Origin of the sequence: Halomonas sp. AOP7-B1-5, from assembly GCF_052353045.1 — a bacterium.
Classification (GTDB): Bacteria; Pseudomonadota; Gammaproteobacteria; order Pseudomonadales; family Halomonadaceae; genus Vreelandella; species Vreelandella colorata.
In genome coordinates this window covers 255,419-272,929 of record NZ_JBQTDC010000001.1, presented here as the reverse complement: position 1 = coordinate 272,929, position 17,511 = coordinate 255,419, and the positions used below count along the sequence as shown (strand labels likewise).

The window sequence follows — 17,511 nt, the reverse complement described above, 5'->3', positions numbered from 1 at the left end:
CTAGATAGATATCGCTAGCCTGACCATTAGACCACGCGAAGATCAGGCGATATTGCTTGTTTACTTGGATCGAACACAAATGGGACAGTTTCCCGCTCTAGTGCTCGAAACGGTTGCCGGGCGGCACTCTCAAGTCAGCCTCAGATGCTGATGCATCGATTATATAGTCCCCTCGCTAACCCGTTATACCGCATAGCGGTATAGGTTCAACTTTCTGTTAAATATACAGCAGTCGCAATAGCGCCATCCTCCCCTTTAAAGCTAAGATTGATTAGAGCGCCCGTAGATGCGCAACTGATAATGCTTTTAGGGGATTTGGATGGAATTTTCGAAAGTTGTTTTAGTGATTCTCGGCTGCTTGGTGCTCTCTGGGTGGATTGCCGCCCTGGTGATTGCGAGAAAGAAAAAAAGCGCAGATAAGCAAGTGGCTGTTATAACGTCAGCGCTTGAAGAACGAGGCCATAAGATAAGCCAGCTAGACGCCGCTCTTGAGCGCTTATCAAAGTATCAAGCGATTGAGGATGCAGAGTTAGAAGCAGAACGTATCGTTTTTGAGGCAAAGAAAAAAGCCGGACAGCTATGGCAAGACGCTGAACGTGAAAGCAAAAACCATTTAAAAGCCGCATTCAGCAGAAAAGAGAACGCTGAATTCGAAGCCGCCAGTATCAAGCAAAATGCTGATGAAAAGCGGTCTCAGATAATTGCAGAAGCGCGGCGAGAAGCATCTGAAATTCGTGACAAAGTCAGGCTTTCAGAATCTAAATCACAAAGCCTCATCCAAGAGGCTCACGCTAAAGCCGAAAAGATCATTTCTCATGCCCGCATTCAGGCCGAGGAAACCGCTGGAAATGCATTGAAAGCGGTGGAAAACGCCAAGCTCTATGAGCAAACAGCAAAGGCCATGAAGAATGTCATCGAGGGCTATCACGATGATTACATCATTCCGAACGCAAGCCTGCTGGACGACTTGGCCGAAGATTTTTCACATAAAGATGCCGGGCAAAAACTCAAGCAATCACGTAAGCATAGTGCAGACATGGCAAAAAATGGCCGGGCTGGCGGCTGTGATTATGTTGAGAAAACAAGAAGAGAATACGCCATCCACTTTGCAGTTGATGCTTTCAATGGCAAGGTCGATTCTATCCTGTCTAAAGTTAAGCATGATAATTACGGCAAACTGAAACAAGGCATTCTCGATGCGTTTGCGCTGGTAAACCATAATGGACAGCCCTTTAAAAACGCTCGAATCACCGATCTATACTTGCAAGCGCGCCTAGAAGAGTTGAAGTGGGCCGTAGCCACAATGGAGCTGAAGCGTATTGAGCAAGAGGAGCAGAGAGAAATCCGTGAGCAAATGCGCGAAGAAGAAAAGGCCCGCAGGGATATCGAGAAGGCTCTAAAGCAGGCTGAAAAAGAAGAGAAAATGCTCGCCAAAGCGATGGCGGAGGCTCGAAAGCAACTCGAGAGTGCCAGTGAGGCTGAACGCGAAGGTTATAAGGCTCGCTTGGCAGAGCTTGAGCTTCAACTGCAAGAATCAGAGGCGCGCGGCCAGCGTGCAATTTCAATGGCCCAGCAGACAAGGCGTGGTCACGTTTACGTAATTTCAAACATTGGCTCATTTGGCGAAAATGTTTTCAAAATAGGCATGACCCGGCGGCTTGAGCCCCTGGATCGCGTTAAAGAGCTTGGTGATGCCAGCGTGCCATTCTCATTTGATGTGCATGCGATGATTTATTCCGACGACGCTCCCTCTTTAGAACGCGAGCTTCACCGGAGATTCGCTAACCGCCAAGTAAACCGGCTTAATGCACGTAAGGAGTTTTTCCAAGTCCCTATCACTGAAGTTCGAGAAGTGGTGGATAGTCAGCAAGCCGAGGTTCATTGGACGATGGCCGCGGAGGCGTGGGAATACAGAGAGTCGCTTGCTCTAGCAGGAAAGCAGTTGCAAGCCGTATCGTAGTGTTGATGGCTTAACGCTAAGCGACGAAAGAACGAAGAGTGTGGATGAGGCTATTTACGGTAGCAGCCTTGGCGCTATATGTAACCACAGCAAGCATTCGGCCTAGGCTTCACTCGTCGGCTAAAAGAGCTTGAAGCGCAAATGGAGTATGTGCCCAACCTGGACGATCTCGACGCCACATAGGCAAAAGATGCTGGTATGTGACCTACGCCCCGTCCTTGTGCGGGGTGTTCGCATTACCGAGCAACATCCCCATCTCAGTACCCCCTTTATTGATGATGCGTCGTACAGATGCCGGTATGATGTCGCCCGGCAGTGATCGTGGGGCGGGTCTTGGCGTGCCGTTTCTGGAAAATGATCCAGAAAATAAGGGTTAAAAGCGCGCCCACTGTTCCAATAATACTTGTATAAAAGGAAGCCTTTTCAAATGGCGAACGCTATAACGCTAAACCAACAAACTGGGCAAGATAACTTCATGAGCCGAAGGGCGCTTCCCTGTTTAAGCGTATTTGCGGTTATTTATTTAGTATCCATAGCGTTTGGTTACCATATTAATGCGATCGTTTTGGCTATCTTGCTGATGGTAATGCTGTGTCTGTTGAAAATCCCGGTGGCGATAGCCCTGATTTCATCGGCACTGCTGGGGGCCTTGCATAGCGGGCTATCCATGAGCGAGGCCGTGGATACCTTCAATGACAACCTGTTAATGGGTGCTCAGGTTGGGGTTACCTACATCATGATTGGGGCTTTTGCGGTGGCCATTGCCCGCAGTGGTTTGGTGGATCTGCTTGCTTATAAGATCGCCTCACAGCTTGACCTTAACGTGGGCGCCACCAATAAAGGCGTAAAGTGGATGCTGCTTTTAGCGCTGGTCGCCGCTTCCATCATGTCCCAGAACCTGGTGCCTGTGCATATAGCGTTTATCCCTATCCTTATCCCGCCATTGCTCGGGGTGATGAACAAGCTGCGTATGGATCGCCGTGGTATTGCGTGCATTCTTGCCTGCTCGATGAGCGCTAGCTACTTGTTGCTGCCCACGGGTTTCGGGGCCATTTATTTAAATGAAATACTGCTAGCCAACGTTAATAGTGTTGGCCAGGCCTATGGGATGTCCGCAACACCGGGCATGGTGCTGAAAGCAATGGCGCTGCCGGTAATGGGCATTCTGTTAGGTATGCTCGTGGCCGTTTTTTATACGTATCGTAAGCCGCGTCGTTACCAGGAGGCGCCATCCACCACGCTGCAAACTGAAACACCCTTAAAGCCGCTTAACTTTAAACAGATTATCTTTACGGTAGCAGCCCTGGTAGTGGCGCTGATTTGCCAACTACAGTTTGACTCGCTGTTAATCGGGGCAATGATCGGCTTTATGATTTTGAGTGTGGCAGGCATCTTTCGTTGGAGTGACCAGGACGATGTTTTCACGGAAGGCTTACGCATGATGGCGCAAATTGCCGTGATTATTACGTTTGCCTCCGGCTTCTCCGGGATTTTAAACGCAACGAATGAAATTGCGCCCCTGGTGTCGGCGACGGCTGATTTCATTGGCGACAATATGGTGCTTGGCGCGGCATTAATGCTTGTTGTTGGCTTGTTTATCACCATAGGATTTGGTGACTCTTTCGCTAGCGTGCCTATCCTTGCGCCTATCTATGTGCCTTTAGCAATCACGCTAGGCTTCTCGCCGGTCGCGACGATTGCCCTGTTAGGGGCTGCCGCGGCACTGGGTGATGCGGGTTCCCCGGCGTCTACTATTACCTTAGGTGCTACCGCTGGCCTCAACGCCGATGGGCAACACGATCATATCAGCGATAGCGTAATTCCTACGTTTATTCATGCCAATTTTGGCATGCTGATATTTGCTTGGATTGCGGCACTGATGCTGTGATGCTTGAAGATTCACGCGCCACCTGCTCTTTCATCAGCCAACTTTGCAAAGGGAGCTAACCATGCTTTTCTCCAAACGTATTGCCATCAAGCTGCTTGCGCTTACGTTGGCACTATTGCCTTCGGTGCTGCTGGCCCAGGATGCCCATATTGGCAGTGTGCGCACTGAGTTCCGCATGCTGGGGCCAAATAACACCATTGAAGTTGAGCGCTTTGACGACCCCAAGGTGCAGGGTATCTCCTGCTATATTTCCTATTCTCAGATTGGCGGGATCTCCGGTGCAGTGGGGCTTGCCGAAGAGGCCAGTGAGGCGAGCGTTGCCTGTCGGCAAACGGGCGAGATCGTGTTTAACCCGGCGGAGGTAGAAGAGCAGGAAGTGGTGTTTACCCAGCGCCGTTCAGCGCTATTCAAGAATATGCGCGTAGTGCGCATGCACGACGCTGAAACCGAAACCTTCGTATACCTGACTTACAGCACCAAACTGGTGGATGGGTCGCCGAAGAATGCGATAACGGCGGTTCACTATGGGGATCTGGCGCCGACTCAGTAACCTGGTGCAGGCATGTGAACCGACGCATTCAGTTTGGTTAGCGGGGCTGGCCCAGTGCCTGGGTCCAGTAAGTGGTGTAGCGGGATTCCGGGTTGTCGGCGTTGGCCATGCCCATCTGGGTAAAGGCGCCGTTCATGATATTGCTGCAGTGGCCGGGGCTTTCCAGCCAGCCGTCGACGGCGGCAGTGGCTGACATATGGCCCGCAGCAATATTTTCCCCCACTGCGCGCCATACATAGTCTTGCTCTTCCACGCGCTGTTCGATGCTAACGCCCTCAGGGCTGGTATGGCTGAAATACTCGTTCTCGGCCATATCTTCCGAGTGCGCCTTGGCTGCCGCATGAAGTTTGCAGCTCCAGGTCAGTGGCACTACCGAATCAAACGACTGATTGCCGCACTGCCGAGTTTGGCTGCGCGCCTCGTTAACCAGTGAAAGCATTTCCTGCTGCTGCTCGGTAGGTTCGCAGTTGCTGGATGAGCCGCCTTGCGGCGCATCATCAGAGGCCCAGGCTGCTCCGGTACCCAGTAGCATCAAGGCTGCTAAACGGAAAAGCGCCCTGGGGGCAGGGCGTTTTATAGCGGAATTAACCACCGAATTTTTCATTTTCACCAAGATCCGGTTTGGCATCTTTCTTGAGGTTGGCCTTGGCAATCTCGTAGAGCTGGTAGGTTTTGCTCTCCTTGGATTTCCAGTGCTCGCCCATCTCTACCTTGATTTCCAGAAGCGTGACGTCCGGGTCGTCCTTGCCTTCCGGGAACCAGGCGGCCACGAAGGGGTTCCAGTACTTATGGATCAGCTCGCGGTCATCGTTTAGGTTGGCCTTGCCTGATAGCGAAACGTATACACCGTCTTCCTGATCGGAAAAGCTCAGGCATACGTCGTGATCACTTTTGGCTTCAAAGACTTTTTCGGCGCTACGGCGGGTATAGAACCACAACGTGCCGTCATACTCTTCCTGCACCAGGTGCATGGGGCGCGCGCGCGGGGTATCGTGGTCCAGCGTCACCAGCATGCCTACCTTGATATCCTTGATCATCTTCCAGATCTTCTGCTTATGTTCCGGGCTGGACATAGCGTCACTCTCCTTATGAATAAATACTTTGATTAGCCAGTCCTTCCGTAGGACTAACAATAGCCTAGCCAGCATTGGTGATATCGGCAAATATGCTGGTGAGCTCGCAGTAGCAAGCCGGCAGGGCTAAAGTGAAAATTCGCAAACGGCTACCAAAGTAGACTGCCAAAGGAGGCTGCCATGTTCGTAGATGCAAGGTTAAAAAGATCGAGACCAATCAGCCCTGGTGTGAAAGGGGCCGGTTATATCTCTATTCTGATTGGCATGTTTCTGCTGGGCGGTTGCGCCACGGGAGAGCGCGCTGATACGCAAACCAGCATGCGGGGCGCGGCCACTGAGTACTGTGAAAGCATTGGCGGGCAATCCGAGGTACAGGAAACACGCTTGGGCAGCGGTCGCTATTGCCGCTTACCGGGTGGGCAGCTCGAAAACGAGTGGATGCTTTATCGCTCAGAGCGCCTTGATAACGACTAATTAACTATAAGGGATAACCTTGCGCCTGCACTACTCAGGACCTTTGCCTGAACGCATCGGCTTTTTACTACTCCCACGCTTTTCCATGATGGCTTTCTTTTCCGCAGTGGAGCCACTGCGGATTGCCAATCGCATCAGTGGTAAAACGCTATTTGAGTGGACACTGTTTAGCCTTGATGGCGGACCCGTAACCGCGAGCAATGAGATGGCATTATTGGTGGATCAGCCGATAGGGAGCGCGTTGGATTTACCTTCACTAGCCTTATGCGGTGGTTTTGATCCTGAGGCACATCTAAGTCGACCGTTGATGGCTTGGCTGCATCGTTTGGATCAAGCCGGGTGCGCGCTCGGCGGGTTGGACACCGGCGGCTTTTTGCTTGCAGCCGCCAAGCTACTGAAAGGCGAACGTATTACTTTGCATTGGGAAAGCCTGCCAGCTTTTCGTGAACGCTATCCCATGATTGAAACCTCTGATGAATTATTTGAGCTGGGTGAGCGTCGCTTCTCTTGCGCGGGGGGAGCTGCAGCAATGGATATGGCGTTGGAAGTTATCGCTCGACGCCATGGGACCAAACTGGCAGTTGATGTCTCCGAGCAGCTTATACATGAGCGGTTACGTAGCCGTAGCGATCAGCAGCGAATGTCATTAGCGCGCAGGCTGGGTACTCATCATCGTCCCCTTATCGAAGCTGTATCGTTAATGGAGCGCCATCTTGAGGCGCCACTGCCGTTAGCTGATATCGCCAAGCGTAGCGGGGTATCCTCCCGACAATTGCAGCGGCTTTTTGAACAGCAGCTGAATACCTCCCCGCGGCAGTGGTACCAGCAATTGCGGCTAAAACGCGCCCAGCGACTGTTGAACGAAACGGAAATGGGGGTGCTTGATATTGGTATTGCCTGCGGCTTTACATCCAGTTCAAGCTTCGCCCGCGCATTTCGTGCCCACTTTGGCCTTTCGCCCGCTGAAGTGCGTCGCCATGCTGGCAACTAAGCGCTTATTTGTCTTGTTGTCGTGTAATGTCTTCTATATGTCGCTTTATGTCGTGTGTCGAGGGGCTTACTGGGCAGACTGGTAAGATACATCTCCCTATAAGGATAAATTGATGAAGACGGCATTACAGGCTAAACAACGTTTCTATGCGCTAAGCACTACAGGCTTAGTCGCTTTGTTCATGGCTGGCTCGGCCACGGCCGGTTTGGATGAGGTGCGTTTTGGCGTTCCGCCGTGGCCGGGGGTAACGGTTAAATCTGAAGTAGCTTCACAGTTGATGGAAGCCATGGGCTACCAAACCCGGCAGCGAGATTTAGCGGTCAGCGTGATTCTTGAAGGGCTGACCCGCAACGATGTCGATGTCTATCTGGGTGGCTGGTATCCCGTGCAGACCGGGATGGTGGAGCCGCTGGTGGCGAACGGCAAGGTGGAAAAGCTGGTTTCCAATATTCAGGGTGCCAATTCAGGCTTGGTTGTACCGCAATACGTATATGACGCAGGTGTCACGTCAGTCGCCGACCTGGACGCTCATCGTGAGCGTTTCGACGGTGAAATTCAGGGCATTGAAGCGGGCACGGGAATTAATACGGCTATTTTGGCAGCCATTGACAACGATGCTGCTGGTTTGGGCGATTGGAGCCTGCGTGAGAGCTCAACCGCTGCCATGCTGGCGCAGGCTGAGCAGAAGATAGCCAATGAAGAGTGGGTTACCTTTGTGGGTTGGGAGCCACATTGGATGAACGTGAGTTTTGATCTCGCGTATCTTGATGACGCTGACGATGCGGGCATCGCCCAGATTGAGAGTACCGTTTGGACTGTTGTGCCAGCAAGCATGGCAGAAGAAGATCCGCAGCTACATCGTTTCCTTTCTCAGTACGTGGTCGATATCGAAGATCAAAACGCCTGGGTATACAGCTATAGCTATGACGATCTCCCAGCAGATAAGGTGGCCCAGGAATGGATCACCGAGAACCTGGATACCGTTGCAGCTTGGCTAGAAGGCGTTGAGGCAAAAGATGGTACTTCTGCGATTGAAGCCGTGCGGGCCGCCTACCAATAACAGGTCTGTTTAACGGGGTAACCGTGATCGTAACGCCTGGCAGAAATCTTGCCAGGCGTTTTGCATTTCAGGCAGCATGGCATGGCCGTGAAGGGAGCCGTGTACCATTGCAGCGGCATGGTGATAACCCACCTGAACTCCCTCTGCGCGCCAACGCGCCACGGTTGTTTCAAGCGGCAGCGTGAGTGGATCGTGTTCCACCGCCAGGACTTCCACTTGGGAAGCCGGGGCAGGGGTCAAACAGGGTGAGTTAAGGGCTGGGCACAGCGGTAATAAACACAGTACTACATCCTGACGACTGAGCAGCGGACCATCGGGACCCAGCGTTTGTTCGGTTAGGCCGTTAACCGGTGGGTAGATCAGCCCCAGCAGCGGTTGGTTACTCATGGCTTTATTAAGTAAAGGTGCCATGTCCATGGCTAAACGCCCGCCCGCACTGTCGCCGACTAACGCGATGGGTTTAACCACCTGGGCTACGTTGATACAGTCGCTGAGCATAGCCGCGTAGCACGCCTCAGGGGCCAGCCGATAGTTGATGCTGACCACTTCGCGGTTTAATTGATCGGCCAAACTGGCCGCAACGCCATGATGACTGCGTACTGAGCCAATCGTAAAGCCGCCGCCGTGAATAAACACGATTTGTTCAGGCGGCGCAACAGCAGGGCAGAAGCGCCTTACGGGAACGCCCGCCACGTAGTCATCCGCCACTGTCATACCCTTCGGGTCGGCTGGCGCAAACGATTGACATAAATCATCGTAGTGACGGCGCGCGTCTTGGATCGACGCCTGTTCGAGTCTGGCTAAGCCCGCCTCAAAGCGAGCAATAAAATCGCTAATAAGCATTTTTGCGAGGAATACCAATCGTACGACCTGCAAGTCCAGGCCATTCCCCAGCTGCGGCGCTGGGTAGGTTGATAATTGCCTGGGAAATGGGCTCAGGAAACCCACTGGGACGCCCGGTTTCCTGGTTGATGCCCATCAGCATCTGCTCACTGGTCGCTAAGAGATTATTGTCTGCATCCACTAGCTCGAAGAAGATATGCAGGCGTTTGGCATCGTGATCCAGTCGCGTCACTTTTACCTGCATGGATTGGCCTTCATGGGCTTCTTTCTGATAGCAGAGGTGGGTTTCCAGCGTATACAGCGTATAGCGATGGTGGTCCCGCCCCGTTGCATCCAAGCCAATGTGTACCATCAAGGCGTCCACCGCCAGGGAGAATACCCTGGCGTACTCTGCATCGTTCATATGGCCGTTGTAATCAACCCACTCAGCGGCGACCTTGGTATCCAGTATGACCATTAAATGCGTCCCTCCAACCCCTCGGCTTCGGGCCAATATTTTTGAACGAGATCAAGTAGCTCTACCAGAAAATCATCACGCCGGCGGTCAAGTTCCACGACCGGCCTGCCTGCGGCCTGGTGTTCACAGCCCTCAACCACACGATCAATCAATTCATCGGTAAGCTCTGGCGCTTCAAGCTTCGTCCAGGGAAGTTTAAGCGCCGGACCAAACTGTTCAAGCATATGTCGCATACCCTGCTCACCGCCTGCCAAGTGAAAGGTAAGAAAGGTGCCCATCAGAGGCCAGCGCAGGCCGCAGCCGTAAACCACGGCGGCATCTATCTCTTCTGTGGTGGCAACGCCATCATTGACTAAATGAAGGGCTTCCCGCCAAAGGGCTTCCATCAAGCGATCGGCAAGGTGGCCTTCAATCTCTTTGCGCACCACCAGTGGACGCATGGCTAGCGCCTTGTAGTGCGCTTGGGCTGTATCAATCTGATCTGCTTGTGTGTCAGTGCCACCGACTAACTCCACCAGCGGCAACAGGTAAACCGGGTTGAAGGGGTGCGCAACGATGACTCGGCCCGGCGCCTTGGTACAGGCTTGCTGAAGGTCACTCGGTTTGAAGCCCGACGTTGACGAACCAATGATAACGTTCTCTGCTGCAGCAGCGTCGATATTGGCAAGAATATCGCGCTTCAGTGCCAAGCGTTCCGGCACATTTTCCTGAATCAAATCTGCATTGGCTACAGCGGCGTCAAGGCTGTCAGCAAAGCGCAGCCGGTCAAGGCTGGCGCTTTCTGCCAGACCGAGGCGTGTCAGGGAAGGCCAGGCATTTTCAACAAAGACGCGCGTGCGCGTTTCAGCACTGGGGTCAGGATCGAAAGCGACGACCTCCCAGCCCTGAGCAAGTGCGCGGGCAATCCAACCATTGCCGATAACACCCGTACCAATCACCGCGAGTTGGTGGCTCATGCATCACCTCCAGTGACGATGGTGCCTGTGTTCGGGTCGCGTAGCTTAAGCTGGGTGCGAGTTTCGGCGGGAGACATTATGCGGGCGCCAAGGTTATCAATGAGCGTGGCGGCCTTTTCAACCAGCTGCCCATTAGTCGCCATAACGCCTCTCTCTAAATAGAGGTTATCCTCTAGCCCGACGCGCGCATGGCCGCCCAAAAGCATGGCCTGAGCGAGCATCGGCATTTGATGACGGCCAATGCCAAATGCGGCCCAGTGCGCTCTACCGGGTAATTTGTTGCGCATGGCTAGCATTGTTTCGGGGTCTGCTTCCGCACCCCAGGGAATGCCCAGGCAGAGCTGATAAAGGGGATCACCATCTATAAGCCCTTCCTGCTGCAACTGGCGGGCAAACCATACATGGCCAAGATCAAAGCACTCCAATTCGGGCTTAACGCCTGCAGCCTGTACCAGGCGGGCATGCTCGCGAAGCCAGTCAGCGGTATTTACATACACCATATCGCCAAAGTTAAGGCTGCCGCAGTCCAGGGTGCACAGTTCTGGCAGCAGCTCACCTACCGGAGCATGGCGCTGCGCAGGTGTTTGGATGTCTGTACCTGGGCCGCCTCGAGTGGGGTCTTCAGTGTCGGGAATCCAATCACCACCGCCACCCGCTGTGATATTCATCACAATGTCGGCATCAGCCTCGCGCACACGCGTCATCACTTCACGAAAGTGCTCTAGTGAGTGGCTGATGCCACCGGTTTCCGGATCACGTACATGTATATGGGCAACGCTGGCGCCTGCTTTTGCCGCAGCGATACAGTCGTTCGCGATCTGTTTGGGCGTAATCGGAACGTTAGGATTTTTGCCGGTCGTATCGCCTGCGCCGGTGACTGCACACGTCAGAATTACGTTGCGATTCATACGCTGCTCCTTTTAAAACTGATATTCGTAAAGAACATCAGTATGGCGAGCGTAGATGGTTGATTATTGACTTAAGGCGACACTGTAAATACAGCAAGCGACAATAAAGCACTGCTATAAGCACTAGCGAAGCGCTTGTTTTAATGATTTCGTTTTGCCTGTAGTGCCGTGGTTAAAAGGGGTATAACCGCTTTTTACGCAAAAGCGTTTTATTGACGCAGCTCATACATTGGCTCGGCAAAACCTGATATTTTAAAGGTGTATTCAATATGAATCTTTAGTAGGACGTTGAAAAGAGGCCATTATGCTGACACAGGCACAAGAACAGATCATTGCCGCCACGGCTCCCGTGGTAGCGGAACATCTCAACACGATTACCGCGCGTTTTTACCCGCTGATGTTCGAACGCTACCCGCAGGTCAAGTCACTGTTCAACCAGACACACCAGAAAGACGGTGGGCAACCGCGCGCGCTGGCGGCCTCGATTCTTGCCTATGTGGGCGTGCGCCAGAATCCGCAAACGGCGCGCCAGATCATGGAAACCGTGGTGAACAAGCATGTGTCGCTGGATATCCAGCCCGAGCACTACCCGATCGTGGGCGAGTGCCTGCTGGTTGCCATCTGTGAGGTGCTTGGCGACGCCGTGACGGCAGAGGTGGCCGATGCCTGGGGCGCGCTTTATCAAGAGCTTGCCGATCTTCTCATCGACCTGGAAGCCAAGCGTTACCAGGAGTTTGAACAGCTGCCCGGCGGCTGGCGGGGCACGCGGCGTTTTCGTATTGCCGCTACGCATCAGGAGAGCCGTGTTATCCGCTCGTTCATTCTGGAGCCTGAAGATGGTGGCCCGGTGGCCGACTATTCGCCGGGGCAGTACATCGGGGTGAAGCTGAATATCGACGGCGTACAAGCGTCCCGCCATTACAGTCTTTCTGATGTGCCCAACGGCCGCTCCTACCGGTTATCCATCAAGCGTGAACCGCACGGTGTGGCCAGCCGCTTTTTCCATGACCAGCTGACGGTAGGTGATGTGATCGAACTATTACCCCCTGCCGGTGAGTTGACCCTCAAGAAAGGTGACGAGCCTCTGCTCTTGATCAGCGGCGGCATCGGCCAGACACCGCTGTTGCCGATTGCCAAACAGGCGCTTAGCCAGGGTCGCCAGGTTACCTACCTGCATGCGGCTATCGATATGGATAGCCGTGCGTTTGCCAAAACTATTGATGAGCTGGCCGCCGCCAACCCTGATCAGTTGACCGCAGTTACCGTGCTTGAACAGGGCAGCCAGGGGGACCATCAGGGCCGGATAAATGAAGCCGTGCTGGCCAAGTATCTAGCACCTAACAGCCGCTGCTACTTCGTTGGCCCCCATGGTTTCATGGCGGCGATCAACCAGAGTCTGGAGCTTTTGGGTGTCGCGGAGACCCATCGTCACTTTGAGCATTTCGGCCCGGCCAAAGCGCTAAACGCCGCTTAGCCAAACCGCCCCTTTCACATGTAGCTTAGTGTGAGGGGGGCGGCCTCGAATTTATGAGGCACTTTTCTCTTCGGCTAACTGCCAGATATCTTCCCACTCCCAGCCATCCTTCTGAATATAGGCGAGCAGTACTTTTTGAGAGTGATCGCTTAATCCCTCCTGCATCTGTTTTTGTGATGCATCGAATCCCGGTAAGGTCTTGTAGGCCTCAAGAGCTGGAAAAGGCGGCAAATGCGGTGCGGCGTGGATGAACGCACTATCCAACGTATCAAGAAATTGATCGATGACGCGCAGCGTTATAGTGAACTGAGTGTGGGTGGCAGCGCTAAGGTCAGGATTGGCGATGGTTGCCAGTATGAGCGCCTGATAAAGCCGCGCTAACGCTAACGGGAGTGATTTCTGGCTACTGCCCGCGTGGTAATAGTGAAGAATAGGGTAGGCGAGGTGCTGTTGGCCAAGTGTGCTGATAGTTTGCTGAATAGGCGATAGCTGCTGGCTTAAGCTGGTAAATTTCCCATTGTCATGGGTGGTGTTAAGAACTTCTAGCGGGCTTTCGCCTAGCGCACTGATAGACAGCGCTAAGTGACGTTTTTGGGTAACGTTAGAAACGATATTAAGCATGTAAGTAATCGACAGCGTAAACAGGAAAAAGCCATTGGCTGCTGCCAAGGTGGGGACCAGGCGCCAGCGATCATTACCCGGCACAAAATCGCCATAGCCCAGTGTGGTAAGGGTATAACCGGTAAAGTAGATACGTTCGACCAAACTGGCCGATGCCTGGGTGTTGGCATTCACAACAGCATCTGACCCGCCACAGAAAACCAATAGCCAGCCCAGCCATAACGTTATTACCCAGACTAAAAGAAGCCCGATCGTTATCCATGGGCCCGCGGCGGCGAGTAACCAATGACAGCGCCGGGTTCGATGAATCAATAGCAGTATCGACCAAACACCACTAATCAAGCGATTGGTGACGGGCCCTGAGTGAGAGGCGGAAAGCGTGGTACGAATGGCATCAAAATTGGCCAGCGCAACAAGAAGAACGCCTATCACGCCAGCCAGTGTGCTTTCTGTCATATAGAGCGTCCTTTCGATCATTTATAACGACGTTAGTCGGCCATATTGGTTTATGGCGGGGTGGCGTTGGCAGGAGAAGGTATGTGTTCCTCATTAGGCCAGGCAGTAACGACGACTTCATAAATACGCCAGTCGTAATTATTAAGGTGCTGTGAGGCCTCTTTAAGATGGCGCGCCAGGTCATCGTTACTATGCGGGGTTACAAAGGCTTCTCCGCTGAAGATTGGGCCTTCTTCGCGTAAGCGTACTGAGGCGGCGGCTACCCAGGGCATGGCCCGAAGCTCGGCTTCCAGCGCTTCTTCCATGTATTCCGGTTTTTCGCGAGAGGTAAAGTGAGGGCGGCGGTCAAGTAGGTCGCCTACGGCTTCTTTTAAATTGGTAATACCATCCTTGGTAACATCCAGGGCGATAATGGCCGCAGCCGCTGCGTCCGCCCACCAAAAGCCGGCTCCCACACCCAGTACACCAACGATGGCAGCCATCCCTGTCATCCAGTCGGCTTTGCTCATCTTCCCATCGGCAAACACGGTCTTCTCATGCACTTTTGCCGCGGCTTTGGTCTGTAAGCGCCCGATAATGACAGGTGGAATAACGCTGTAAATCAGCACGCCAACCATCACCCAACCCATCCATATCGTTTCACCAAACAAGGTAATGGCGCCGATACTCGGGTGTTCCTGATGGACAAGCTTAAGCAACGAATCACCCAGTAGAAACAGTCCCATCGCGCTTAGCGCAGTTGCCGTGCATAAAAAGGCAATAATAGTGGCGCGTTGATACCCATAGGGGTATGTCTCATTAGGCGGACGTTTGCGAAACCGCACGGCCAACAAGAAGGCAATAGGCGGAATGAGCGACAGCATGTCTTCCAGCCACGCGACTTTCATTGCCTGGCTGTTTCCCAGTACCAGCGCGAGCACCGATACAATGGAAATACGAAATGCTAAATTCCACCATTCAAGGCGAATGAGATAGTTGAGATCCTGCTGCTTATCCGGTGGCAGGTGATATAGCTTGCGTATTTTCATCGGCCTGCCTCCAGGCGTTGAAGGCGTTGTTCAATATCAGGGTAGCTATTTAAATGCCGTTGCACGGCAAGCATCCAGGCATTTTCGCCTTTGGGCAGCGCCATGACATGTTGATCGGTCGCGATTTCCCAGTCGCCTATTTGGTAGTTATGCGCATGAAGCCACCATGATGGGTTGGCGACCGCTTCATTTTGAGTGCCAAGGTCTGGGGTAGGGCGAGGGATTGCACCCTCTTTTTTAAGCGCGCGAGCGATATGGTTAACAACCGGAACGGTCACCTCAACACCTTCCAGGTTGCTGGGTATTGGGGTGCCCTCGGGCACGCCGACTAAATAGCGGCTCTTATAGTAAGCCTTAGTGGGCGCGGCGAGCGCGCTTACATTTGAATCCTGGGTAAGGCCACCGATCACCAAGTCCAGCTGGTAGTGAGATAGCGCTGCTAACAGATTGCCCTCGCTATCCCAGTGCCAGTTGATGGTGGCGTCCATATTTTCCGCAAGCGCCTGGATTATTTCGACTTCCAGCCCGGCCGGACCCTGGTCGGTATTAATGACCCAAGGTGGATTCTCAGAAAGACCAATGTTCAGCTCGCCGCCCTGCATATCTGCCATGGGGCGCTCAATATTGACCGGGTAACGGCAACCGGCCAAAGCTAACACCGCCAAAATGATCAGTCTGCTGGGCCGAAAAACGAATGTTATAAAGCTGTCCTTGCTTTGCATCGTTAAGCCGCTTCCGTTAAGAGGGAATCTATATAATAGCTAATAAATAAAACCTATAAAAAAAGTGAGCATGGGTTCGCTCAAGCCCTGCTCACCTCATAAGTTAGGCGTATTGAACTGTTTTTCAACTTAATTGCTAAAGCAGAACGGTATGTGGGTTCTGGCTGAGATTTCGGTTTAGGCCACCATTGATGCACATAGACTGGCGCAGCGGTGGCACGCTTGAGCGCATTCCTGGCAATGATCAGCTTCATGTTGCCCACATTCGTCGCCGCACTTTTGACAGATATCCGCACACAGCTGACAGATGTCCTGAGCATACTCGCTGCCTTGGGCCATAAAGGCGACGGCCAGGCGACAAATTTGTGCGCACTGTATATCCAGGCGAATGCATTCCGCCATGTTGCCAAGAGTGGGTTCCTGAAGGCAGGAAGTAGCGCAATTATCGCAATAGACCGCACATATATTGCAGGCTTCAATGCACTCTTTAAAATTCTGTATGCTCATAGTAAACCTCTCCTGTTAAATATACGTCCTTAAGCCGGGCGCCGTTTATAAAATAATAAGGGGCTAGTTTTTCATTCTATAAGTCAGTTAATAATAGGGGCTGGGTTAGATGTTTGCAGAAGATTAAATAATGTTTAACTTGTTTTAAATTCAATGATTTTGTTTGTTGTTATTTTCTGAAGCGCTTTTAAAAATAGGTCTAACGTCCAAGTAGGCGACTTAGTGGATATTTAAGTAACCTGATTTTAAAGGCAAGAGCGGTCGTCCAGCGGCGCTCTTGCAATCTTGAATAGATGAATAAACTCAAAGTTTACGTTTGCTCAAGCAAGCAGAGGTTAAATCCTGGATAGTAGTGAACCCTAACAGGCCCAAGGTCCTGTCTACTTCTCCTCGCAGTAGATTAAGCGCATGCTGCGTACCCGCCTGACCACCAGCCGCTAAACCATAAAGCGTGGCTCTTCCAAGCCACACGGCGTCTGCTCCTAGCGCCAACGCTTTTATAATATCGGTGCCGCGTCGAAAGCCGCTATCCACGAATAAATGACAGCGCTCGCCTGTAAAAGCTTTAACCTCGGCCAGTGTATCCATGGGTGAGAGCGAGTGATTAAGCTGTCGTCCACCGTGGTTGGAAAGTACGATGCCATCGATACCCAACCGTACGGCCTGTTCAGCTTCTTCCGGCGATATAATTCCCTTTAGAATGATCTTGCCTGGCCATAAATCACGGAGCCAGGCGATGTCTTCCCAGTTGAGCGATGGGTCTAGCTGCGGGCCAATTATCTGTGAAGCACCTTGAGCGTTACGTTTATCGGGTGGCAGCAAATCATCCAGGTTTTTAAACGTAGGCAGGCCATCGGGTATCAGCACATCGCTCATCCAGCCTGGTTTGGTGAGTAGGTGAAGCAGGTTGGGCAGGGAGGGTTTCATGGGGCGGCTAAAATTGCGTACATCCCATTCGCGATTCCCGTAAATTGCGCTGTCTGTCGTTACAACGATGGCCTCAAAGCCTGCATCAACACAGCGCTGTATCATCGATTTAACAAAGTCGCGGTCACGATAAAAATAGATCTGCATCCAGGCGGTAAGCCCTTCGATGGCAGCGATGTCTTCAAGGCGTGTAGTTGAAACGCTGCTTAGCACGAAAGGAATGCCGGCATCACGGGCGGCATAGGCTAGTTTTAAATCCCCATCACGCGTCAGCATGCCGTTAAAGCCCGTTGGCCCAATCGCCAATGGCATTTGGTAAGAGCGGCCAAACAATGTCGTGCTTAAATCGCGTGCACCTACGTTAGTCATCGTTTTAGGTTCAAACAGATATTGATCGAACACGGCGCGATTATGACGCAGCGTATGTTCATCATCGCTGCCGCCATAAACATATTCGAATACAAAGTTCGGCAGTTTTTTCTTGGCGATACGTTCTAAATCATGAATGTTTAGGGCTTTTTTATAATTTGAGCCTGAGTAAAGCGGACGTTTCATGGTGATTCACCTGCAACCAAAGTATAGGTTTAAAGGGCTTTTGTTTGCGTTGCCATACTAC

19 protein-coding genes are annotated in these 17,511 nt (G+C 52.5%); 7 read left to right on the top strand and 12 right to left on the bottom strand.

Going from position 1 to position 17,511, the window contains the following annotated elements:
- Window positions 1–88 (bottom strand): type II toxin-antitoxin system RelE/ParE family toxin (locus ACT3XD_RS01305; RefSeq protein WP_444280537.1); only part of this gene is annotated, 88 nt, incomplete at its 3' end.
- 231 nt (window positions 89–319) lie between these two features.
- On the opposite strand from ACT3XD_RS01305, the gene ACT3XD_RS01300 reads away from it, so the two are divergent.
- The 3 genes from ACT3XD_RS01300 to ACT3XD_RS01290 all read left to right on the top strand — a co-directional run bounded on the left by ACT3XD_RS01300 (window position 320) and on the right by ACT3XD_RS01290 (window position 4,398).
- The gene (locus tag ACT3XD_RS01300) at window positions 320–1,960 is read left to right on the top strand and encodes a DUF4041 domain-containing protein (RefSeq protein ID WP_192537036.1); all 1,641 of its coding nucleotides are present in this window, start codon (window positions 320–322) and stop codon (window positions 1,958–1,960) included.
- Between the two features lie 550 nt (window positions 1,961–2,510).
- Window positions 2,511–3,848, top strand: a complete 1,338-nt coding sequence (locus ACT3XD_RS01295) for a Na+/H+ antiporter family protein (protein ID WP_192537129.1) — start codon at window positions 2,511–2,513, stop codon at window positions 3,846–3,848.
- Between the two features lie 61 nt (window positions 3,849–3,909).
- Window positions 3,910–4,398 (top strand): CreA family protein, encoded by a 489-nt coding sequence (locus ACT3XD_RS01290; RefSeq protein ID WP_192537037.1) that lies wholly within the window; start codon window positions 3,910–3,912, stop codon window positions 4,396–4,398.
- Window positions 4,399–4,435: 37 nt separating this feature from the next.
- Here ACT3XD_RS01290 and ACT3XD_RS01285 read toward each other — a convergent pair whose 3' ends face one another.
- Together ACT3XD_RS01285 and ACT3XD_RS01280 are read right to left on the bottom strand one after the other, a co-directional pair.
- Entirely contained in the window at window positions 4,436–4,930 is a 495-nt protein-coding gene (locus ACT3XD_RS01285) for a CAP domain-containing protein (RefSeq protein WP_225736051.1), read from the bottom strand.
- A gap of 52 nt (window positions 4,931–4,982) precedes the next feature.
- Complete coding sequence (locus ACT3XD_RS01280) at window positions 4,983–5,471, bottom strand: pyridoxamine 5'-phosphate oxidase family protein (RefSeq protein ID WP_172116219.1); 489 nt, start codon at window positions 5,469–5,471, stop codon at window positions 4,983–4,985.
- Between the two features lie 180 nt (window positions 5,472–5,651).
- Between ACT3XD_RS01280 and ACT3XD_RS01275 the strand changes: the two genes are divergently transcribed.
- The 3 genes from ACT3XD_RS01275 to ACT3XD_RS01265 all read left to right on the top strand — a co-directional run bounded on the left by ACT3XD_RS01275 (window position 5,652) and on the right by ACT3XD_RS01265 (window position 7,996).
- The gene (locus ACT3XD_RS01275) at window positions 5,652–5,945 is read left to right on the top strand and encodes a DUF333 domain-containing protein (protein WP_172116220.1); all 294 of its coding nucleotides are present in this window, start codon (window positions 5,652–5,654) and stop codon (window positions 5,943–5,945) included.
- 19 nt (window positions 5,946–5,964) lie between these two features.
- The gene (locus ACT3XD_RS01270) at window positions 5,965–6,936 is read left to right on the top strand and encodes a GlxA family transcriptional regulator (protein ID WP_172116221.1); all 972 of its coding nucleotides are present in this window, start codon (window positions 5,965–5,967) and stop codon (window positions 6,934–6,936) included.
- 112 nt (window positions 6,937–7,048) lie between these two features.
- Window positions 7,049–7,996: an ABC transporter substrate-binding protein gene (locus ACT3XD_RS01265; RefSeq protein ID WP_172116222.1), complete on the top strand. Its 948-nt coding sequence runs from the start codon at window positions 7,049–7,051 to the stop codon at window positions 7,994–7,996.
- 9 nt (window positions 7,997–8,005) lie between these two features.
- On the opposite strand, the gene ACT3XD_RS01260 is transcribed toward ACT3XD_RS01265, so the two are convergent.
- The 4 genes from ACT3XD_RS01260 to ACT3XD_RS01245 are packed head-to-tail and all read right to left on the bottom strand — an operon-like array spanning window position 8,006 to window position 11,160.
- Window positions 8,006–8,839, bottom strand: coding sequence for an alpha/beta hydrolase fold domain-containing protein (locus ACT3XD_RS01260; RefSeq protein WP_172116223.1), 834 nt, complete (start codon window positions 8,837–8,839; stop codon window positions 8,006–8,008).
- A complete protein-coding gene (locus ACT3XD_RS01255) occupies window positions 8,829–9,296 on the bottom strand; it encodes a thioesterase family protein (RefSeq protein WP_172116224.1) in 468 nt (155 codons plus the stop codon). Before ACT3XD_RS01255 ends, ACT3XD_RS01260 begins: the two co-directional genes overlap by 11 nt.
- Window positions 9,296–10,252: an L-carnitine dehydrogenase gene (locus tag ACT3XD_RS01250; RefSeq protein ID WP_172116225.1), complete on the bottom strand. Its 957-nt coding sequence runs from the start codon at window positions 10,250–10,252 to the stop codon at window positions 9,296–9,298. The genes ACT3XD_RS01255 and ACT3XD_RS01250 overlap by 1 nt, the downstream gene beginning before the upstream one ends.
- Window positions 10,249–11,160 carry a 3-keto-5-aminohexanoate cleavage protein gene (locus ACT3XD_RS01245; protein WP_172116226.1) on the bottom strand — a complete coding sequence of 304 codons (912 nt, stop codon included), beginning with the start codon at window positions 11,158–11,160 and terminating at the stop codon, window positions 10,249–10,251. Before ACT3XD_RS01245 ends, ACT3XD_RS01250 begins: the two co-directional genes overlap by 4 nt.
- A gap of 304 nt (window positions 11,161–11,464) precedes the next feature.
- Between ACT3XD_RS01245 and hmpA the strand changes: the two genes are divergently transcribed.
- Window positions 11,465–12,634, top strand: a complete 1,170-nt coding sequence (gene hmpA, locus ACT3XD_RS01240; RefSeq protein ID WP_172116227.1) for an NO-inducible flavohemoprotein — start codon at window positions 11,465–11,467, stop codon at window positions 12,632–12,634.
- A 51-nt stretch (window positions 12,635–12,685) separates the two neighbouring features.
- Here the strand turns inward: hmpA and ACT3XD_RS01235 are convergent, their stop codons facing one another.
- The 5 genes from ACT3XD_RS01235 to ACT3XD_RS01215 form a co-directional block, all read right to left on the bottom strand.
- Window positions 12,686–13,711: a potassium channel family protein gene (locus ACT3XD_RS01235; RefSeq protein WP_172116228.1), complete on the bottom strand. Its 1,026-nt coding sequence runs from the start codon at window positions 13,709–13,711 to the stop codon at window positions 12,686–12,688.
- A gap of 50 nt (window positions 13,712–13,761) precedes the next feature.
- The gene (locus ACT3XD_RS01230) at window positions 13,762–14,739 is read right to left on the bottom strand and encodes a cation diffusion facilitator family transporter (protein WP_018915604.1); all 978 of its coding nucleotides are present in this window, start codon (window positions 14,737–14,739) and stop codon (window positions 13,762–13,764) included.
- The gene (locus ACT3XD_RS01225; protein WP_318782737.1) at window positions 14,736–15,398 is read right to left on the bottom strand and encodes a transporter substrate-binding domain-containing protein; all 663 of its coding nucleotides are present in this window, start codon (window positions 15,396–15,398) and stop codon (window positions 14,736–14,738) included. Before ACT3XD_RS01225 ends, ACT3XD_RS01230 begins: the two co-directional genes overlap by 4 nt.
- A 240-nt stretch (window positions 15,399–15,638) precedes the next feature.
- A complete protein-coding gene (locus ACT3XD_RS01220; protein WP_018915606.1) occupies window positions 15,639–15,968 on the bottom strand; it encodes a four-helix bundle copper-binding protein in 330 nt (109 codons plus the stop codon).
- Window positions 15,969–16,271: 303 nt separating this feature from the next.
- On the bottom strand, window positions 16,272–17,450 hold the full coding sequence (locus tag ACT3XD_RS01215) for an alpha-hydroxy acid oxidase (RefSeq protein ID WP_192537038.1): 1,179 nt from the start codon (window positions 17,448–17,450) through the stop codon (window positions 16,272–16,274).
- Between the last annotated feature and the right edge of the window lie 61 nt (window positions 17,451–17,511).